General features: G+C 48.6%; 19 protein-coding genes. 6 read left to right on the top strand and 13 right to left on the bottom strand.

Translation table 11 applies throughout. From position 1 onward, the window contains the following. Positions 1–61: 61 nt before the first annotated feature. Together JSU04_12170 and JSU04_12175 are read left to right on the top strand one after the other, a co-directional pair. Positions 62–718 carry a class I SAM-dependent methyltransferase gene (locus tag JSU04_12170; protein MBS1971060.1) on the top strand — a complete coding sequence of 219 codons (657 nt, stop codon included), beginning with the start codon at positions 62–64 and terminating at the stop codon, positions 716–718. A 2-nt stretch (positions 719–720) separates the two neighbouring features. Then, on the top strand, positions 721–1,125 hold the full coding sequence (locus JSU04_12175; protein MBS1971061.1) for a DNA-binding protein: 405 nt from the start codon (positions 721–723) through the stop codon (positions 1,123–1,125). Here JSU04_12175 and JSU04_12180 read toward each other — a convergent pair. Genes JSU04_12180 through tmk form a run of 5 tightly spaced genes read right to left on the bottom strand, consistent with a single transcriptional unit; the run spans position 1,094 to position 4,687 of the window. Further along, on the bottom strand, positions 1,094–1,810 hold the full coding sequence (locus JSU04_12180) for a tRNA pseudouridine(65) synthase TruC (GenBank protein ID MBS1971062.1): 717 nt from the start codon (positions 1,808–1,810) through the stop codon (positions 1,094–1,096). The genes JSU04_12175 and JSU04_12180 overlap by 32 nt on opposite strands. Before the next feature lie 4 nt (positions 1,811–1,814). Beyond that, on the bottom strand, positions 1,815–2,321 hold the full coding sequence (locus JSU04_12185) for a hypothetical protein (GenBank protein ID MBS1971063.1): 507 nt from the start codon (positions 2,319–2,321) through the stop codon (positions 1,815–1,817). An 8-nt stretch (positions 2,322–2,329) separates the two neighbouring features. Continuing rightward, the gene (locus tag JSU04_12190; protein MBS1971064.1) at positions 2,330–3,091 is read right to left on the bottom strand and encodes a TatD family hydrolase; all 762 of its coding nucleotides are present in this window, start codon (positions 3,089–3,091) and stop codon (positions 2,330–2,332) included. A 13-nt stretch (positions 3,092–3,104) separates the two neighbouring features. Continuing rightward, positions 3,105–4,061, bottom strand: coding sequence for a DNA polymerase III subunit delta' (locus JSU04_12195; protein ID MBS1971065.1), 957 nt, complete (start codon positions 4,059–4,061; stop codon positions 3,105–3,107). Further along, positions 4,046–4,687 carry a dTMP kinase gene (gene tmk / locus JSU04_12200; GenBank protein ID MBS1971066.1) on the bottom strand — a complete coding sequence of 214 codons (642 nt, stop codon included), beginning with the start codon at positions 4,685–4,687 and terminating at the stop codon, positions 4,046–4,048. The genes JSU04_12195 and tmk overlap by 16 nt, the downstream gene beginning before the upstream one ends. A gap of 139 nt (positions 4,688–4,826) precedes the next feature. Here tmk and secG point away from each other — a divergent pair, with 139 nt between their 5' ends. Together secG and JSU04_12210 are read left to right on the top strand one after the other, a co-directional pair. Continuing rightward, positions 4,827–5,219, top strand: coding sequence for a preprotein translocase subunit SecG (gene secG, locus JSU04_12205; protein ID MBS1971067.1), 393 nt, complete (start codon positions 4,827–4,829; stop codon positions 5,217–5,219). Positions 5,220–5,259: 40 nt separating this feature from the next. After that, the gene (locus JSU04_12210; protein MBS1971068.1) at positions 5,260–6,063 is read left to right on the top strand and encodes an AgmX/PglI C-terminal domain-containing protein; all 804 of its coding nucleotides are present in this window, start codon (positions 5,260–5,262) and stop codon (positions 6,061–6,063) included. Here the strand turns inward: JSU04_12210 and JSU04_12215 are convergent, their stop codons facing one another. Both JSU04_12215 and JSU04_12220 read right to left on the bottom strand, forming a co-directional pair. Continuing rightward, positions 6,064–7,176 carry a chemotaxis protein gene (locus JSU04_12215; protein ID MBS1971069.1) on the bottom strand — a complete coding sequence of 371 codons (1,113 nt, stop codon included), beginning with the start codon at positions 7,174–7,176 and terminating at the stop codon, positions 6,064–6,066. A gap of 633 nt (positions 7,177–7,809) precedes the next feature. Further along, positions 7,810–8,886, bottom strand: a complete 1,077-nt coding sequence (locus tag JSU04_12220) for a hypothetical protein (GenBank protein ID MBS1971070.1) — start codon at positions 8,884–8,886, stop codon at positions 7,810–7,812. A gap of 228 nt (positions 8,887–9,114) precedes the next feature. Here JSU04_12220 and JSU04_12225 point away from each other — a divergent pair, with 228 nt between their 5' ends. Together JSU04_12225 and JSU04_12230 are read left to right on the top strand one after the other, a co-directional pair. After that, the gene (locus JSU04_12225) at positions 9,115–10,101 is read left to right on the top strand and encodes a trypsin-like serine protease (protein ID MBS1971071.1); all 987 of its coding nucleotides are present in this window, start codon (positions 9,115–9,117) and stop codon (positions 10,099–10,101) included. 74 nt (positions 10,102–10,175) lie between these two features. Beyond that, positions 10,176–10,721: a hypothetical protein gene (locus tag JSU04_12230; GenBank protein MBS1971072.1), complete on the top strand. Its 546-nt coding sequence runs from the start codon at positions 10,176–10,178 to the stop codon at positions 10,719–10,721. Positions 10,722–10,787: 66 nt separating this feature from the next. Here JSU04_12230 and JSU04_12235 read toward each other — a convergent pair whose 3' ends face one another. From JSU04_12235 to JSU04_12260, 6 genes are read right to left on the bottom strand one after another with little or no spacing between them, the layout of a single operon-like run. Beyond that, positions 10,788–11,666: a DUF429 domain-containing protein gene (locus JSU04_12235; GenBank protein ID MBS1971073.1), complete on the bottom strand. Its 879-nt coding sequence runs from the start codon at positions 11,664–11,666 to the stop codon at positions 10,788–10,790. Further along, the gene (locus JSU04_12240) at positions 11,609–12,601 is read right to left on the bottom strand and encodes a galactokinase (GenBank protein ID MBS1971074.1); all 993 of its coding nucleotides are present in this window, start codon (positions 12,599–12,601) and stop codon (positions 11,609–11,611) included. The genes JSU04_12235 and JSU04_12240 overlap by 58 nt, the downstream gene beginning before the upstream one ends. After that, complete coding sequence (locus JSU04_12245) at positions 12,598–13,953, bottom strand: DUF4340 domain-containing protein (GenBank protein MBS1971075.1); 1,356 nt, start codon at positions 13,951–13,953, stop codon at positions 12,598–12,600. Before JSU04_12245 ends, JSU04_12240 begins: the two co-directional genes overlap by 4 nt. Continuing rightward, entirely contained in the window at positions 13,953–15,485 is a 1,533-nt protein-coding gene (locus tag JSU04_12250; GenBank protein ID MBS1971076.1) for a GldG family protein, read from the bottom strand. Before JSU04_12250 ends, JSU04_12245 begins: the two co-directional genes overlap by 1 nt. 5 nt (positions 15,486–15,490) lie before the next feature. After that, positions 15,491–16,267 (bottom strand): ABC transporter permease, encoded by a 777-nt coding sequence (locus JSU04_12255; protein MBS1971077.1) that lies wholly within the window; start codon positions 16,265–16,267, stop codon positions 15,491–15,493. Next, positions 16,264–17,208 carry an ATP-binding cassette domain-containing protein gene (locus JSU04_12260; protein ID MBS1971078.1) on the bottom strand — a complete coding sequence of 315 codons (945 nt, stop codon included), beginning with the start codon at positions 17,206–17,208 and terminating at the stop codon, positions 16,264–16,266. The genes JSU04_12255 and JSU04_12260 overlap by 4 nt, the downstream gene beginning before the upstream one ends. Positions 17,209–17,233: the final 25 nt, after the last annotated feature.

Here is a 17,233-nt window from a genome sequence, read left to right on the forward strand (position 1 = left end):
TCCCCTGTAAACTGAGAGTATTTACCAGAACGTAGACACTGAATTCGGGACTGATTTTGACATGAAATGCATTCTCTGTGAGTCGACTAGAACTGCCGCTTTTGCCGTGGAAAAGAAACCGGCGCGCAATTACTTCCACTGCGACCAGTGCGACCTCATTTTTATGGATCCCGATGAGCGCCTGCTGCCTGAGCAGGAAAAAGCCCGCTACGACCAGCACCAGAACGAAGACACCAGCGGATACCGTCAGTTTTTAGCTCCTCTGATTCAGGACATTCAAAACTACAGCGTGATGCTTGGTAAACACGCACCGGACGTGAAAATCCTCGATTACGGGTGTGGCCCGACAGCATTTTTGGGCTCGATGCTCAGCGAGCTTGCTTACAGGCCCGCGAACTATGACCCGTTCTACCTCACTGACCAGAAACCGCTGCAAACAAGCTACGACGTGATCACCAGCACCGAGGTGTGGGAACATTTCCATCACCCGCGCGAAGAAATCACTCAGCTCATGAAGATTTTAAAAACCTTCGGTTTGCTGGCCGTGATGACGGCCGCCCACCCGGGTGTTGGGCTTTTCCACGATTGGCAGTATCGCCGCGATTTGACCCATGTGATTTTCTTTACTGAAAAAACCATGCGCTGGATCGCCGACCACTTCAATTTGGATCTGATCAAAGCGCAAACCCCATACTGGGTTTTCCAGAAAAAGGCTTAATGATGTCTCTGCAAACCTACGCCCTTCGCTTAAAACCCGGTCAGGATCTGAAAAAAGAACTCGCCAACTTCTGCCAAGCAAACAAACTACAAGCGTCGACGATCGTCTCAGGAGTTGGCAGTCTCAAGGTCGCAGAAATGCGCCTCGCTGATGAAAAGCAGAAGGTTGTGCTGCAAGGACCGTTTGAGATCGTGTCCCTGACGGGAACTCTGGGCTGTGAAGGTCTGCACCTCCACATCGCTATCGCCGATCGCGAAGGCAAAGTTGTTGGGGGGCATTTGCTCGATGGTTGCTTAATTCACACGACGGCAGAATTGGTTTTACTAGAAAATACCGAGATGATTTTTAAACGTGAGCAAGATCCAGCGACCGGCTTTAAAGAACTGGTGATTGTTCCGCGTAATTAAAAAGACTGTAAATCTTTTCCCACTTTTCACACGAGCGCGCTTCAATTTTGACGGCTTCGCCCGTCCATGGATGACGGAGCTCAAGAGTTTGCGCTTTCAAACACAAACCCGGAACGCCCAATTCATTGCGGAAAAAACGGTTCTGACGGCAGTCTCCGTGATCGGCGTCACCGATTAACGGGTGCGAAATGCGATTGAAGTGACGGCGCAACTGATGCCAGCGGCCGGTCACAGGTTTTGCTTCAACCAGCGAGTAACGCGAAGTCGGAAAGCGCTTCGCCACACTCACCGGAAACTCCACGGTAGCCATACGTTTGTAAGTAGTCTTCGCCTCGACCAGATCGCCGGTGGAATCAAGTTCCAGTGGTAACTCAATATCCCCACCTTCAGGCACATAGCCGCGGGTCACTGCGTGATAAGTTTTCTTAAGAGCTTTTTCAGCAAAAAGCTTACTGATCTCCCGTGCCGAATCCGATGACAGCGCAAAGAGCAATACGCCGCTGGTACCGGCATCTAAGCGATGCACCGGATACACGTGCTGACCCATCATATCGCGAGCGATGTAGAGACAAATCTTTTCACGCGGCACTTTATTGCGGCGGTCTTCATGAGGATGAACATGAAATCCCGAGGGCTTATCCACGGCGATAAAGTGTTCATCTTGATAAAGAAGTTCGAGGCTCACAGAATTAAGGGGCCTTTACGCGGCAGACGAGATCCAAGATGTAATTATCCTGACCATCAGCCACTTCGAAGTGGCTTTGCACTTCAGGGTAACGAGGCGAACAGCTCGCAGATGATGTGAGCTTCACACCGTGGCTGTCGCACACGACTTGCAAGACGCCGAGCTCTTCACCCGGGTATGTCGGATCTTCTTTAGAAAGGATTTTCGTGCGGCAAACAGTATCGCCAACGTTGAATTCCAAGTTGTTGGCTTCCTCGTTCACCAAAACCTGGTCGACGTTATTTTTAGTTGCAACAAGCACAAACTTATAACCTTGAACTGTTAAGGCATCCACCGCCGTCAAAGCGCCTGGATCGACAGGATTCGTTTGAATCCCTTTTTGCGGAGCTGGGGTCGGAGCGGGAGTTTCAGATTGTGGGGGCTGCGAACCAGGAGCCGTCACATCGGTTTTGTTTCCCGAGCACGCAGCCAAGGTCACAACCGTGGCTAAAGCGAATACAAACTTTTTCATGAATCCCCCTACCATTGGATTTTTGGGAACATCTTGAGGGCATTTTCGCGGGTCACTTTGGCAAGCTCCTCGACGGTAATGCCTTTCAGATCTGCCACGAATTTCGCAGTGTGAACCACGAAAGCCGGCGTGTTCTTCTTACCACGCATCGGCACAGGCGCCAAGAAAGGGGCATCGGTTTCAACATGAATACGGTCTAATGGTAAAGACTTCACAATGGCGCGCAGGCTATCGGCGTTTTTAAAGGTCACAACCCCGCTGATCGAGATATTATAGCCCAAATCCAGAGCCTGATCCGCCAGCCACTGTGTTCCAGTAAAGCAGTGGATAATCCCCTTCACGCGGCCTTTGAATTCTTTCATGATCTCGATCGTGTCTTCGTCGGCATCGCGAGTATGGATTTGCACCGGCATTCCGGTGCGGGCCGCAATCTCAAGCTGGGCGCGGAAGGCCTGTTTTTGCTCTTCATGCGGAGAATGCTCGTAATAGTAATCAAGCCCGATCTCGCCCACAGCGATCACCCACGGTTTAGCGACATTGGCTTCGATGAAGGCGCCGATTTCAGGAGTATAAATCTGGCCTTCATGCGGGTGAATGCCGAGAGTACAGAACACATCCGGATAATTCTTTTCAGCCAGTTCCAAAACCAGAGGCAAATCCTTCGGTTCAGTGCCAATGGTTGCAACTTTCACAACTCCGGCTTCGCGGGCGATACGCAGGGCCTCGACGGGTCCTTCTTCAAGCATATTCAGATGTGCGTGTAAATCCATCCACTCAGTCACGTTAGGCCTCCGCAGATTGTTGACCGATCCAGAACTCTTCCATCAGCAATTGGACATCGCGATTGGCGAAGATCTCTTTTTCAGTCACGAGAGATTTGTCTAAAAGGTCCAAAACTTTCTCACGTGGACGGCTCGCCAGAGTTTTCAAAAACTCGCCCTGGTCTACATTCATAATTTGCTTTTTCTGATCTTCCTGAAAGTACAAAACATCTCGCAAGAACGAAATCCAGTAAGAAAGAATTCGTTGTGAACGCGCCCGCTCTTTGAACGAATCGCGCCAGCTATTATCAGTCAGAAATTCTTTATCCTCGAGGAACTGCTGCAAAAGGGATAGAGCCTCGTTGCGGATTTCCTGCTCGGGACCTTCTTGCAATTGCGCGAGCTTTTCAAAACTGCCTTGGCTCGCACGCACAGCCCACTCCGGAGCACCCGGGGCCCCGCGGGAAATTTCCGCTGGCGACAAGGGCTTAAAGCTCACCGTGCGAGAGCGCGAACGGATCGTCGAAAGAACGCCCGCATTCGTCGGCGCAATCAAAAAGAAATAAGTTTCAGGAGGTGGCTCCTCGAGAGTTTTTAACAACGAATTCGCCGCTTGCAGATTCAAGCTCTGCGCTTGATCAATGACGATCACGCGGCGCTTGGTGATCCCTTGCAGGTTCAAGAACTCGATAACCTCGCGGCTTTCTTCGATCTTGATCTGTGGGCCTTCCGAAGCAATGACTTTCAAAGATTCATGGGCACCGGCTGCGACACGCAAGCATGAGCCGCAACTGCCGCAAGCCGAACGGGAATTTTCGCACAAAAGCGCCTGTGCAAGCCCCAGAGCAATCTTCTTTTTACCGATGCCGCTCGGGCCAACAAAGAGAAAGGTCTGCCCGGGTCTATCGCTGGCGAAAGTCCCGAGAAGCTTGGCAATCACATCTTTGTGACCAAACACTTGGTCTAAGAGACGAGCCACTTTTTCTCCTTCAAAGTTTGCAAAAGGATTTTAAGCATTTCTTCCGTTGAAGAGCGCGCATCGAGCACCAACCAGCCTGTCGGATCTTCTTTCGCCTGTTTCAGGAAAGAATCACGTACGAGCTGATGGAAAGAGTCTTTTTCAGATTCAATGCGATCGGCTGCTTCGCCTGTTTGCGAAGTTCGCTGCGCTTGGCGCTGACGAGACTCCGCCACCGTCAGATCTAATAGTACCGTCAAATCGGCTTTGAGGCCACCCGTCGCAAAAGTGTTGAGCATCACGACATCTTCTTCACGAATCGCGCGACCCGCAGCCTGAAACGCCACGGAGCTTGCAGAAAAGCGATCGCTGAGAACCCAAACACCTTCAGCAAGTTTTGGTTTGATGACTTCATCGACATGTTGAGCGCGGCTGACTTCGTACAAAAGCAGCTCCGCGCGTGGAACTGGAACCGTGCCCTCTTGTTTGCGTAAAATCATATTTCGGACTTCATCGCCCAAAGGAGTGCCACCGGGTTCACGAGTCCGGTGAAATGAAATGCCTTTCTTGGAAAGCTCCGCTTCCAAGGCCCGCATTAGTGAACTTTTTCCAGAGCCATCAAGGCCTTCAAATACAAGAAATGCCATGGAATTCTTATGACAGGCCCCCTATCCGGGTGTCAAAGTTAAAGTTTATGCCTTGCATCATAGCCAGGGGCGCGGATTTTAGGTGGACTTTTTCACCGCCTATTCAGTAAAGTGGCCCCCTTTAGGAGACTCATAAATCATGACTACTTTCATTGCGATTATGCACGTTCTTGTAGCACTTATTCTTATTGGCTTGGTTTTGATCCAAGACTCTAAAGGCGGCGGCGCACTCGGTATGGGTGGTGGCGGCGGATCTAACTCCGTTTTGGGCGCAACTGGTGCTAGCACTTTGGCAGCTAAAATGACTCGCATCGCAGCGATCATCTTCGCTCTGACTTCGATCGGTTTGTCTGTTCTTTCTTCTCAGCAATCTAAGTCCATCTTGGACAAATTGCCTGCAGCGTCTGCAGCTCCTACAGCTCCAGCGACTGCACCGGTTAACGCAGCTCCTGTTGAAAATGCAGCACCTGCGACTTCTGCACCAGCGGCTCCTGCTGCGCCTGCTGAAGCTCCGGCAAATCCTGCAAAATAATCCTGTCCACATCTCGGTTCTTCGCTATAATCTTTAACTTATGGCGAAGAACAAGTGGTTCATACCTTCTCTCATTATTGCTGGTCTGTTTTTCATGAGCCTCTCTTGGTTCATGTCCTCCCGTCTTGAGAACCAGTCTGCTGGTCTTAAAGTTCTCGCCCGCATCGCCTACAACTCCGGCGAAGTCTATGTTCTCCATAAAAATATGACTGAGAAAGAGACTCTGAAAAAGAGCGCGTCTTTGTATTACCTCGACACCGTTGAAACGGGACCGAATGGTGACGCGACTTTCGAAATGGATGGCGGCTACCGTCTGCGTGTCCTCGACAATGCGCTCATCACTCTGGATCAAGAGGGCGAGAAAGCCATCCTGATTTTAAAACGCGGTGATGTGCAAGTCGAAGCTATGGGCCGCGACAAGACCGTGATGATTTCCAAGAACGGCCAACGCATGAGTCTGAGCGAATACGAAAGCCAGCTGCGAAAGGAAAATGCGGCGGCAGGCTTTCCAGAAATGGCTCCAGTTGTGGCAGATAACTCGCCGGCACCCTCTGCCGGGGATAGCTTGAGCTCGGACTACATCCAAGACACGTTGAAACGACAGATTCCGGCGTTTGATAAATGCTACAAGCAGCTTTTGCAGCGCACTCCGGGAGTTGTCGGTCAGGTCGTTATGACCTTCACGATTGAAAGAAGTGGTAAGATCGTCAGCGCGGACGTGACGACCTCAACAATTAACAATGCCGATTTTAAACGTTGCCTGAGTGAGGCTCTTCGCCGCGTAGAATTTAAATCATTCCGCGGCGATCCCATTACCAGCACATTCCCGCTGGGCTTTGAATAATTAAAACCCGTCAGTGCCTGTCGCTTTGAGCTTGCGATCTTTCGCAGCTCGTGAGGCCGGCATCTGAATAACCTTTGCCGCAGGAGCCGTTTTCGCAACCGGGCTGCCGTTCGCGCCATACACCACTTGTTCTAAAATCGCGACGTTGTTGCGAAGATTTTCCGATTGCGCTGAAAGCTCTTCCGCCGCCGCGGCTGTTTGTTCTGCTGCGGCCGCATTCTGCTGAGTCGTCTGATCCATCTGATTCATCGCTTTACCGATCTGACCGATGCCATTGCTTTGCTCTTCGCTGGCTGTTGCGATCTCATTATTCAAGTCCGCAACCTTCTTGACAGAATCAACGATCTCGGCAAACACGACGCCGCCTTGGTTCGCTTGTTGGCTGCCCACTTCGATTTTCGCGACACTGTTTTTGATGAGCTCGGCAATATCTTTCGCCGCTACAGAACTACGCTGAGCGAGGCTTCTCACGGCGTCGGCCACAACGGCGAAGCCCTTGCCTTGTTCGCCGGCGCGCGCGGCTTCGACCGCGGCATTTAGCGCCAGCAAATTCGTTTGGAAGGCGATATCATCAATGACCGTCGTGATCTCTTCGATCTTCTTAGAATCTTCTGAAATACTATGAATGGAGTTGATGAGCGTCTTAATTTCAATCTCGCCCTTCACTGCGATATCGCGTGTGCTGACAGCAAGGGCCGCCGCCTGCTTGCCGTTCTCGGTATTCATACGAACCATCGATGTGAGTTCTTCCATTGTTGCAACTGTTTCCTCTAATGAAGACGCCTGCTCAGTGGCCGCGCCCGAAAGACTCTGTGAGGATTCGGCGATTTGGGTTGATGCCTGAGCCACTTGCTCAGAACCCAGTGAAAGATCTTTCGCCACGGCGCTGATCGCACGAGTGATATTACGGGCAATCACAAAGCCAATTGCCAGCCCCGAGCACAGGCCGAAAAGAATCACGAAGAGCGCCACTTGATTGCCAATCGACGCCGTCGCATGAGCCTCCGCTTCACGGGCCTTTAAAACGCCTTGATGGAATTCGATCAAAGCCAGGATGTTCTCAGTATAAATTTTGGCGGCGTCAGGACAGTCTTTCAGAAAGATCGCAACCATTTTGGCGTGAGCTTCCGCTGTGCCTTCTTTTTGCAAAGTCAGCACCTTTTGACCGACGTCCTTGAACGCCTGCCAAGAGTCGTGAACTTTATCGAAAGCTTCTTTTTGGCCGGGAATAAAACCGTGTGAAATATACTCCGCTTCTACTTTTTCGTATTCTGTCATCGCTTCTAAAGCGGACTTTACGGCTTCAGCCGCATCGACCTGTGACAATCCCTGTAGGCCCAGGGTTCTCAGGCGAATTCGAGTCGCACGATACTGCAACATCATTTCGTAACTGAGCTTGGTTTTTGGAACCACTTTGCTCAGAACGAAATCATAATCGCTGCTTGTTCTTTGATTGAAGTAATAAGACGTGGATCCGACGATAACGCTCATGCCAAGTAAAAACCCACATAACAATAATAGTTTAGTATTCAAACTGAAACTTTTGTTCATAGCTGCTCTCTCTAAGTTGTTTTTCTAAAGTTGTGTCTTCAAATATTTGTTCGATATCTTTCGACACAATTTTTTATTTATTTATGGATGTTCACGGAAATTGATATGAACAGTACGTAGGCCTAGCCCGGAACCGCCAGACAGCAGGACCTGTGACTGAACAAGGCTTGAGAAAATGCTTTGAAACCCTTGAGGTTAGCGGCTCTCGTGGAGGTAATCGACCCGCTCGAGAACCCACGGCTCATGCACGCCTTCCATCTCGAAAACCTTGCCATCAATGACATGCTTTTCCTTGAGAGGCGCCATGGAAGGAGCAAAGTCATGGAAGATCAAGCCCTTCTCTTCGAGGAACGGGCGAACACGCTCATAGCAAGCCTGGCCGATCACACCCCGGCGAATGAGTTCGTCGAAACTCTTCATCAGCTCCTCTGGTGAGAAACCGTAATTGTAAATCATGTCCTGGGCCACGGCGTAGAGACCTTCGAGTGACAAGCGCTGATCTTGCACAAGATCGAGGGCCACTTGATAAGTGTTGTAAGTCGCAAGAGTCCTGCGACCGAATTTGAGGTAGTAATCAGGATCCGTATCCGTCGCGAGATTGATATAGATTTTCTCGACAGGATCGTTCTCAGAAACCTGCGCTTGCAGCGTGAGGATCTGATCCACTTGTTCACCGGTGACGTGAAGCTTTTCAAGAATACTGCGAATCTCGTGCGGGCCAATACGGCGCGCGCAGATGTCAGAGTAAAGATTATAGATGATCGCATCCGACTCGCTGTCATCACCCCAGCAGATCTGGCGCACGTTCGGATGAAGGCGCGTCCGCAACTGCATCAGCGCCTGGAGCTTGTAGCCAACCTGTTTTGTCAGGCGCCAGAAACGACCCGGGCGGAGGTTCTTAAGGTTGTCTTTGTAAAAGGAACCAAATGGATGAATCTCATCGATAGAAAATTTTTCGGAGATCCGCTCCTCCATCTGTGGCGGAGAAGCTGTAATAAAGTAAATGGGGAAGTACTTCTGCCCGCTCTGTTTTGCGCGGTACATGGAAAGAGCTCGGATCAGGGTGCTTGTGCCCGGGATGTTGCGCTTGTTCCAGGCCCGTTCAAGCACCGTCTGCATCAGGCCACGCAAGGAGTCGATGGTGGTGTCTAAATAGGTCTTATCCAGGTCCCAAATGAAGACCTCTTCGGAGTTTTTCTCCAGGCCGGCAGGTACGTAAGGGAAGAAGACCACGTCTGAATTGATCTCACTCCTCTGTTCCCAATCTGCCATCCCCGGCCTCCTTATAATATATAGACGCTGTAGACCCTAGTATTACCAGAGGTTTAGCCTTTGCCAAGCCCCAGTTCTGCTTCCACAATTGCCATAAGCAAATTTTATGGCTCCCATTAAAAAATACTGCAAAATAAAGATTGCCCTCTGGTTCCAACTTGGGTACTTGTTGTCCACTTTTTATAGGGTCTTTGAGGGGTTTTAATCTTTTTTGAGGGGAATCAAAAAATGAAACTACTAGCACGTTCTCGTTCTCTCCTTGTTGTTTCTGCTTTCGCGGCTTTGGCTGTAGGTTGCTCTAACAATACATCTTCTAACGCAATCAACACATCAGGCGCTCCTTCAATCATTGGCGGTACCGAAGTTGCTGAAGGCTCTACTCTCCATAAGAGCATCGTTGGTATCTACAACGTAACTGAACACGCTCTTTGCACGGGTTCTTTGCTTGAAAACAACATCGTTTTGACGGCAGCTCATTGCATCGGTGCAAACGCACAAGACCACATCATTATCTTTGCTGCGGACCTAGAAGCTGTTTTCAAAAGCCAAGATAGAAACTTCGTTCTTTCTAAAGTTCGTCGCGGTGTTAAAACTGTTGTGAACCCTAACTGGGGCAAAAAACAAAAAGGTGCTGGCGCTCAAGCATGGGGCGACACTGCTTTGATCAAGTTCCAAGGCGATGTACCAGCTGGTTTCGAGCCTGCAACTCTGTTGGCTGACAACAGCGTCTTGACTGAAGGTTCAACAATCACTGTTGCTGGTTACGGCGTGAACAGCGATAAATTGATCGAAATCGACAAAGCGACTTATCCTAACTTCAAAGAAAAACAAGCGAAGGGCGAAGTTTTCTGTGAGCAGTCTGAAGATGGCAAAACTGAAAAATGCTACGAAGAGCAATTGGATGGTTCTGGTATCTTGAGAACAACTGAATTGGTTGTTGCTGGTAACTACAATGATACAGAAATCGCTTTTGACCAACGCAATGGCAAAGCTTCTTGCGAAGGTGACTCTGGCGGTCCTGCTTACGTAAAAACAAACCAAGGCTACCAGCTCTTCGGTGTTACTAGCCGCGGAACTCGTGGTTGCAACGGTTACGTATTGTACTCTGAAATCACTTCTCCGAAATTGATGACTTGGTTGGCTCAAGCTAAAGTTGAAGTTTCTCAAGTTCCTGCAGTACAAGATCAAAATACTGTTGCTAAAGCTACCAAGTAGTTTTTAGCTTTGATTTAGAAATTGAATTTAGCCTCCATTTGCGACTATAGTTGCTACAAATGGAGGCTTTTTTTATGAAACTGACTCAACTACTCGTTGCATCTTTTGCTCTTCTTTCTCTGGCTGCCTGCAAAACTGTTAAAATCAAAAATGGTGAAGTTCCAAGCCAATATCTTTCTCAAGCTAAAAAACTCGCTGGCACTTACAAGGGTGACTTCGAAGGCGTTCCTGGAAATCTGATCGTTGATTTCAACGGTAACAAGCCCACGCTCGCTTACGTTAACAAGCGCGGCGAAGACATCTTGAACAACAACTGCCACTCCGAATTCGGCAATATGTTGGATGTGACTATTAAAAATGAAAATAAAAATCCAACAGTGAGCTCGGCGACTTTTGCTTTCGATGCTGGCGGCTGCTCGTTGATGGTTCGTGGCCGTGATGCTTCTTTGAGCTTCAAACAGACTGACAAAGGCATGCGTATCAACGTTTCAATCTTAAGAGATCTCATGCAACGTGAAGTATGCAGTTGGACTCCAGGCAATCCGCCAAACGTTCCGCCGGCACAAGTTTGCCACTGGGAACAAACTCCTGTGTACTTATACGGTACTTTCTACCGCTAGTATTGAGAATCAAATCTGAACCACCAAAGCGAGACGGGAAACCGCCTCGCTTTTTTTTGGGCCCTATTAGAACTTCCAGTTGATGCGCTCTTTAGGAAAAGCAATCCAGTCTTCGGTTTTCGGAAAGCCCTTCGGGCGTGATTCCGTCTGGCCTTTGTACTCCAAGAAGGCCGTTATCGCGCAGATGAAGGCTTCAAAGGCGTGATTGTTTTCAATCATCAGACGACGATCTTGATCGTAAACGAAAGCGATATTGTGCTCGCCGAGTTCTTTGAGAATTCCACGACGGCTGTCTTCTCCGACTGCAGCATGTTTGTGTGAACGCAGGTGCGATTTCAAAACATGCAGTGACAAGCCAATGCGCCAGACCGAGAGCTTCGGATAAACTTCAATCGCAGGAACATTCAAGCGGCGTAAAATAAACGAAGCACGCGCCAATAGCGGAGCGGCGTTGGCGCCCATCGCGTTTGACATTTGGAAAGGCTCTTCCAACTCGGTTGCTAAGTGCAATTCCACCGCACGCTGAGTGTACGGAGTAAAAAGTTTTTTCGGACGTTTCTTTGCGGTGTGCTCTTTATTGTATTCCCACATCCACTTGATGTGGTCTTCGCCGCAGGCTTCGTAACCTGGGCATTTCAATTTGCAGCTCATGCAATAAGGCACTTTCCACGGCGTATCGACCGCCAGGGTGTGAATCATGCCATCATATTGCTCGAGGATTTCGTGGATTTTCAGATCAGCAGAAATATTATCTTCGGTACGGATGCGCTCAAAGATTTTAGCAAGGAAGACCTTATGGTGTTTTGGATAATACTCCAAAATCGCCATGCATGCTTTGTCCGCTTTGCCGCCGCCCAGAGACAGACCGACAAAGCGGATCACATCTCCTACTGGAGAGGGTTCACGGGACGAGTTGCGAGTACTTGAAACCCGGCTTTTTGGCATGCGCTCGCTACTCCTTCTTTCTTGTTTTCAGGGGTCCAAACTAGGACACAGCCTCCGCCCCCGGCTCCACAAATTTTAACAGCATGAGCCCCGTTCTGCAAAGAAAGCTCATTCAACTTTTCGATTTCGGGGCTGGTGAACGCCGGCGCTAATCTCACGCGGGCTTCGAACTCTTGACGGAATAAATCCGGCAGATCGCTCCAGCGGGACTCACGAACGACTTTCTCCGTTTTGTCCGCAATAACACGGATATCTTTCAGAGCTTGAACGGTTCGAGGATCTTTGGCAACAGCTCCCTTCATCACTTCAAAGTTATTCATTCCGGAGTGATGGGTTTTGCCGGTGTAAACCAACAAAAAGTGTTGAGCGAGCGGAGAGTTTTCGATAGGCAACACTTCTTGAGTAATGCCGTCGTAATTATATTTCAAAATATTCAAACCACCACTCACCGCCGGATAGTAATCTTGTGTTCCCGTCAGCGCATTGAGAATTTCTGCTTCAATATTGTGAGCCGTATGGACCATCTCGTGGCTGTCTTTAAAACTGCGGCCCGTGAACTGCGCAAACGCCTTCATAATTGAAATCGTTAAGCTGGAACTACCACCAAGTCCGCCGCCCACCGGGCTATCGGATTGAGTCGTGAGTTTAAAACCCTGCTTTGGCTGCCAGTAACGCAATTGTGTTTGCAACAAGATCATGCGTGGATCTGTATCGGCGAGGGCTTCGCTCAAACTCTTATAGTCTTTTTGTAAATTCAGATCTTTTGAATCCAACATCACGCGACCGTTATCCAACGACTCAATGATGGCGTGGGTGTAAATATCAATGGCCACATTCACGGTGCTCGCACCGCCAACAAAGAGATACAAAGGCCATAGATCTAGCGTCCCGCCCGCAAGATCAACACGCGTTGGGGATTTAATATGAATTTTCACGGAGTTTCCTTTTGTGCTTTATCCTTAGTCTGCTCTACCGGCAGGAGTCCCATCAAGCCCCAAGCTTCGATCACCGTCGGATCCAGACCAAAAACGTCGTCGAACAAGCTCGTTTTTGCTAAAATTAGCTTCTTTTCTCCAACGAGGGCTTTTTTGCTAATCTCGGGGCCCCATTCAACGTCGAAGAGAACTTTTTGATCATCGCCTTTTAGAATAATCTTGTTCTGAGGATTCTTAAATGATGTCTGCTCTTTCTTATCTAGGTACTCGGTGACTCCCGTGTCGCTGAAACGAGTGATAAATGCGCGAACCGCATTTTGATCGATGTTCGCTTTTTCATTACCTTCCATCGTCCATTTGTCGCCAGCCTTAACCAATGCCATTTTCTTGAGCGTCGTATTGATTTCGATTTTACGAACCATCAGGTTTTGGAAATCAAATGGCTCTTTGCGATCACGAAGGCTCATCAAGGTCATGTTGGTGAATTTATCCACCTGCCCCGCTTCGAGCTTCAAGTTAAACACCGGCTCAGAAGTAACACCATAGAAAGTCTTATCCAGGCCCTGTCTGATTTCGCCGCTCCATGATTTATCTTTCAGTTTCAAGCTGATTTTAGCCAGAGCCGGTGCCGACGGCGCTTTATCCAAAAACTCCGTCGCATGAATTTCATTCAGCGAAGTCAAAATCTCACGCACTTTGTTTTGATCCAACTTCAGCTTTGGATTTTTCTCGTTGATCCATTTGTTATCCTTGTTAACGAGCGTAAAATCATCTTTCTGAGATTTGATTTTAATTTCTTCGACACTGCCGATCTTGCCACGGAAGAAACGCTTATCGCGGAAATCCATCGGTGTTTTATTCGCCCGCAGTGCCCACTGCGACGTCGCCACAAGGACCTGATTCTCGGACCCACGTCTTAAGAAGCTATTACCTTCGAAGTTCTTTTTACTAGAGACATCCACCAGCACTGACTGCCCGGCCTGGTTCGTAAAGATCACTTTTGAATATTCTTTATCAAGGCCATAGACAGGCCAGTTGGTTTCACCTTCAGCGGCAATGGTGTCGATGCTCTTTTCGCTAACCAGGCCGTTAACGAAGTCTTCAGTGAATTGATTGTCGGCCCAGTCCTTAACTGGCTCTTCGAGACGCCAGCCCTCAGTATCTCGCTTGAGAAGAATCTTTCCGGTTTTATTTTGCACTTCGATCTGATTGATTTGATCAACCGGAAAGGCCACGATCCTGGCCGCGTCCGCTTTCTTGTTTTCTTCGCGGTTGGCTTGATAGAACTCAAAATAGTAAGTAGCCCCTACGAGGACAGCAACAAAAACTGCGAACCAGGTCGTTTTCTTCATTAAGCATGTCTCCTTCTCATCCACAGAGTAACGCTTGTACCGAGTAGTAATACCGGCAATGGAATGGCAAATAAGAATAAGAATAGATAGAAATTCGAATCCGTCATCTGTAGCTTCGTTACTTGCGCCTCGCGCGGAGTAATGCTGATCAAATTGCTTTCTTTTGCGAGAGCCGCCACCGAGTTCAAAACCAAGTCACGGTTCAGGCTTTGCATTAAAAGCTGGTTCCCGAGAAAGTCAGCATCACCCGCGACAATCAACTGAAAATCCTGGCCTTTGTTACCGGGGAATTTTCCTTTAGCTTCAGCGACGATTGTAAACGCCCCTTGAGGTCCTTGGTTTTTCAAATCCAAATTTGTAAAGGACATTGAGTTTTCTTGAGTCTTCACCAGATCATCAATCGCCACACCTTCAGGAACTTTGCCACGCTTAAATGACATTGGGTTTCTGAAAATCGTCGCTTCACTTTTACCAAAAACTTTTGTGATCTCATTCGTGCTAGAGAAAACTGTACCCAGAGTTTGCCCCTGCTGCACACCCTTACCCATCGGCGTATCGACGAGGTTCATGATGTAGTTATTCATCGGCTCAAGACCGACTTGACTCAAGACAGCCTCGAGCCCTTGGGTTTGTTTTGACTTCAATGCCATCAAAAGACTGCCACCACGCTGGAGATAGTCCTCAAGAGCCTTGATCTCGTAATCCAGGAACTTTTGGGTTGGACCAATGATCATGACAACATCGGCGTCCTCAGGAATTTTTGCATTCAAGTTCGTCGCCTGAGTTTTAACCACATAGCGGTTGTTCTCGAGCATCACTTTCAGGGCGTTTAAGCCCGTTGCCTCTTTAGGTTCTTCCAGGTCGCGCTCGCCATGACCGACGACGAAGTAGATGTTCTTTTCTTTTTCACGGGTCACCTTTACAAGCGCTGTGGTGACTTCTTGCTCGTCGATTTTCTCGACACGATTACGGCGGCCTTTGTAATCCAAGAAGATCACACCGCTGCCTTTTGTGACACCGTACTCTTCAGCCAGATCCGGGCGCTCATTCACTTCAACAAACTCCAAACGGATGTTCGGAGTTTGATCTTGATATTTTTTGATCAGCTCACGGAAGTTTTTACGATTGTCCTCGTTACCTTCAACGCCTTTTTTATAGAAAAAGCGAATCAGCAATTCCGAGTTCAAACTCTTTACCAGTTTAATGGATTGGTCAGACAGGGTATTGCTTTGTGCGCCCGAGAAGTCCCAAACTTTGTAATGCCGAACCGACAAGAAGTTCACAACCACCAGCACCACAAACACAAGCGCAATCAAAGCGCCCATGTTCATGCCGTGTTTTGTGGTCTTCATTGTCATAAACTCTGCAATGGTTCTTCTTTCTTGGATGATCGCACCGATAAAGCAACAAACGAAGAATGATAACGGAATCCAAAGGAATGGAATCCACACACCGACCAACAAACGAGTCACAATAAAGCACAGCAAACTAACGCCGGAGATGCCAAAGAGGATTTTACTGATTTTATTCATGGACACTACCTCCAACGAGAGGATTCAACGACCCTCTCGGCCAAGAAACAAAATAAAGCCACAAGACTGACTAAGAACACCAACGCACTCGTACGGATGGTGCCCTCTACAAGGCTGCTTAAGTGTGTATTGATAGAAACATGTTCAATGATCTGACGGATGGTTTGGCTATCGGTCATCTCAACGCCGATGCCGACAAACCAGATCGAAACGTTGAAAACCACCGAAGTCACATACGCAACCAAAGCATTTTCAGTGAGGCTTGAGCAAAATAAATTCATTGCTGCGTAAGCCGCACCGACCAGAAAGATTCCAAGGAAGGCTATCAAGAGCGGACCCCAGCTCAGCTTTGTCATTGTCGCCGTTGCAACCGGATAAGAAAGTGCTAACAAAACAATTCCGCCGACCGCTGCCAGCGCCGCCAAGTATTTGCCAAGAACGATGTCTGTGGAAGTTACGGGTGAGGTTAAGAGCAGATCAAAGGTACGCAGCTTCTTTTCTTCAGCCAGCAAACGCATCGTCAGTGCAGGGACCACGAAGATCAGCATCAGGTTCAAGTAAGAAAGATGTCTTAAGAACAAGCCATAATGGATGTTCAGTTGATTCATATTCGGCAAGTTTTGCTGGAACACGTAGTTCTGCAAAAGCTGCGAGAACAAGTTCAACTGAATCGGATACGACCAACTCAAGACTACAGAAACCAAGAAAGCGATCACATAAAAACTTGGGCTTAAGAAAAAGCCTTTCAGTTCTTTTTTAAAGATCGTGATTGTTCCACTCATGATTGCACCCCAGTTTGTTCAGCGCCATAGGTCAGCTTCAAGAAGACGTCTTCCAAATCCACTTTGTGAGGGCTGAGTTCTAATAATCCCAAGCCCTCCTTCACAACGCGCGCAGAAATAGCATCAACAACCGCATCGTCACCGCGGAAGTTCACTTCCCAATCGCGACGGCTGCTGCCAGCTGCAACGGCAAGAACTCCTTCGATTCCGCTAAGAACTTTTTTGAAGTCTTCAACTTCTTTACGCAGTCGGATGGTCAGACGACTTTGACCACGCTCTTGGCTCGCAAGATTTTCGATACGGTCCTGAGCTACGATTTGACCTTGATTGATGATGATCACGCGCTCACAAGTGGCTTGAACTTCGCTTAAGATGTGCGTCGACAGGATGACCGTGTGATGACCACGGAGTTCTTTGATAAGCTCGCGGATCTCAGCCACTTGTTTTGGATCAAGACCGACTGTCGGCTCATCGAGAATCAGAACTTCCGGATTTGAAACCAGAGCCTGAGCAATTCCCACGCGCTGCCGATACCCTTTAGACAAGTTATGAATCAAACGCTTTTGGACGCTGCCGAGATTGGTTTTCTCTAAAGCATGGTCGACTTGTTTTTGAATATTCTCGCGCGGCACTTGTTTAAGCTCTGCCACGTAGGTCAAATAATCGCGAACATACATATCGGTGTACACAGGTGGAGTTTCAGGCAGGTAACCGATACGCTTCTTTACCTCCAAAGGACTTTCAAACACGTCAAAGCCAGCCACTTTCGCCGTGCCTGAACTTGGCGCCATAAAGCCTGTGATAATTTTCATTGTGGTGGACTTCCCCGCCCCGTTCGGGCCCAAGAAGCCAACGACTTCGCCTTTATTGATCGTGAAGTTGAGCTGGTTGATAGCTCTACGTGGACCGTAGTCCTTGGTGAGATCGCGCACTTCAATCATGTTCCGTCCTCTGTAGAATAATAGA

The sequence above is a fragment of the Bdellovibrionales bacterium genome (genome assembly GCA_018266295.1).
Taxonomy (GTDB): Bacteria; Bdellovibrionota; Bdellovibrionia; order Bdellovibrionales; family Bdellovibrionaceae; genus JACMRP01.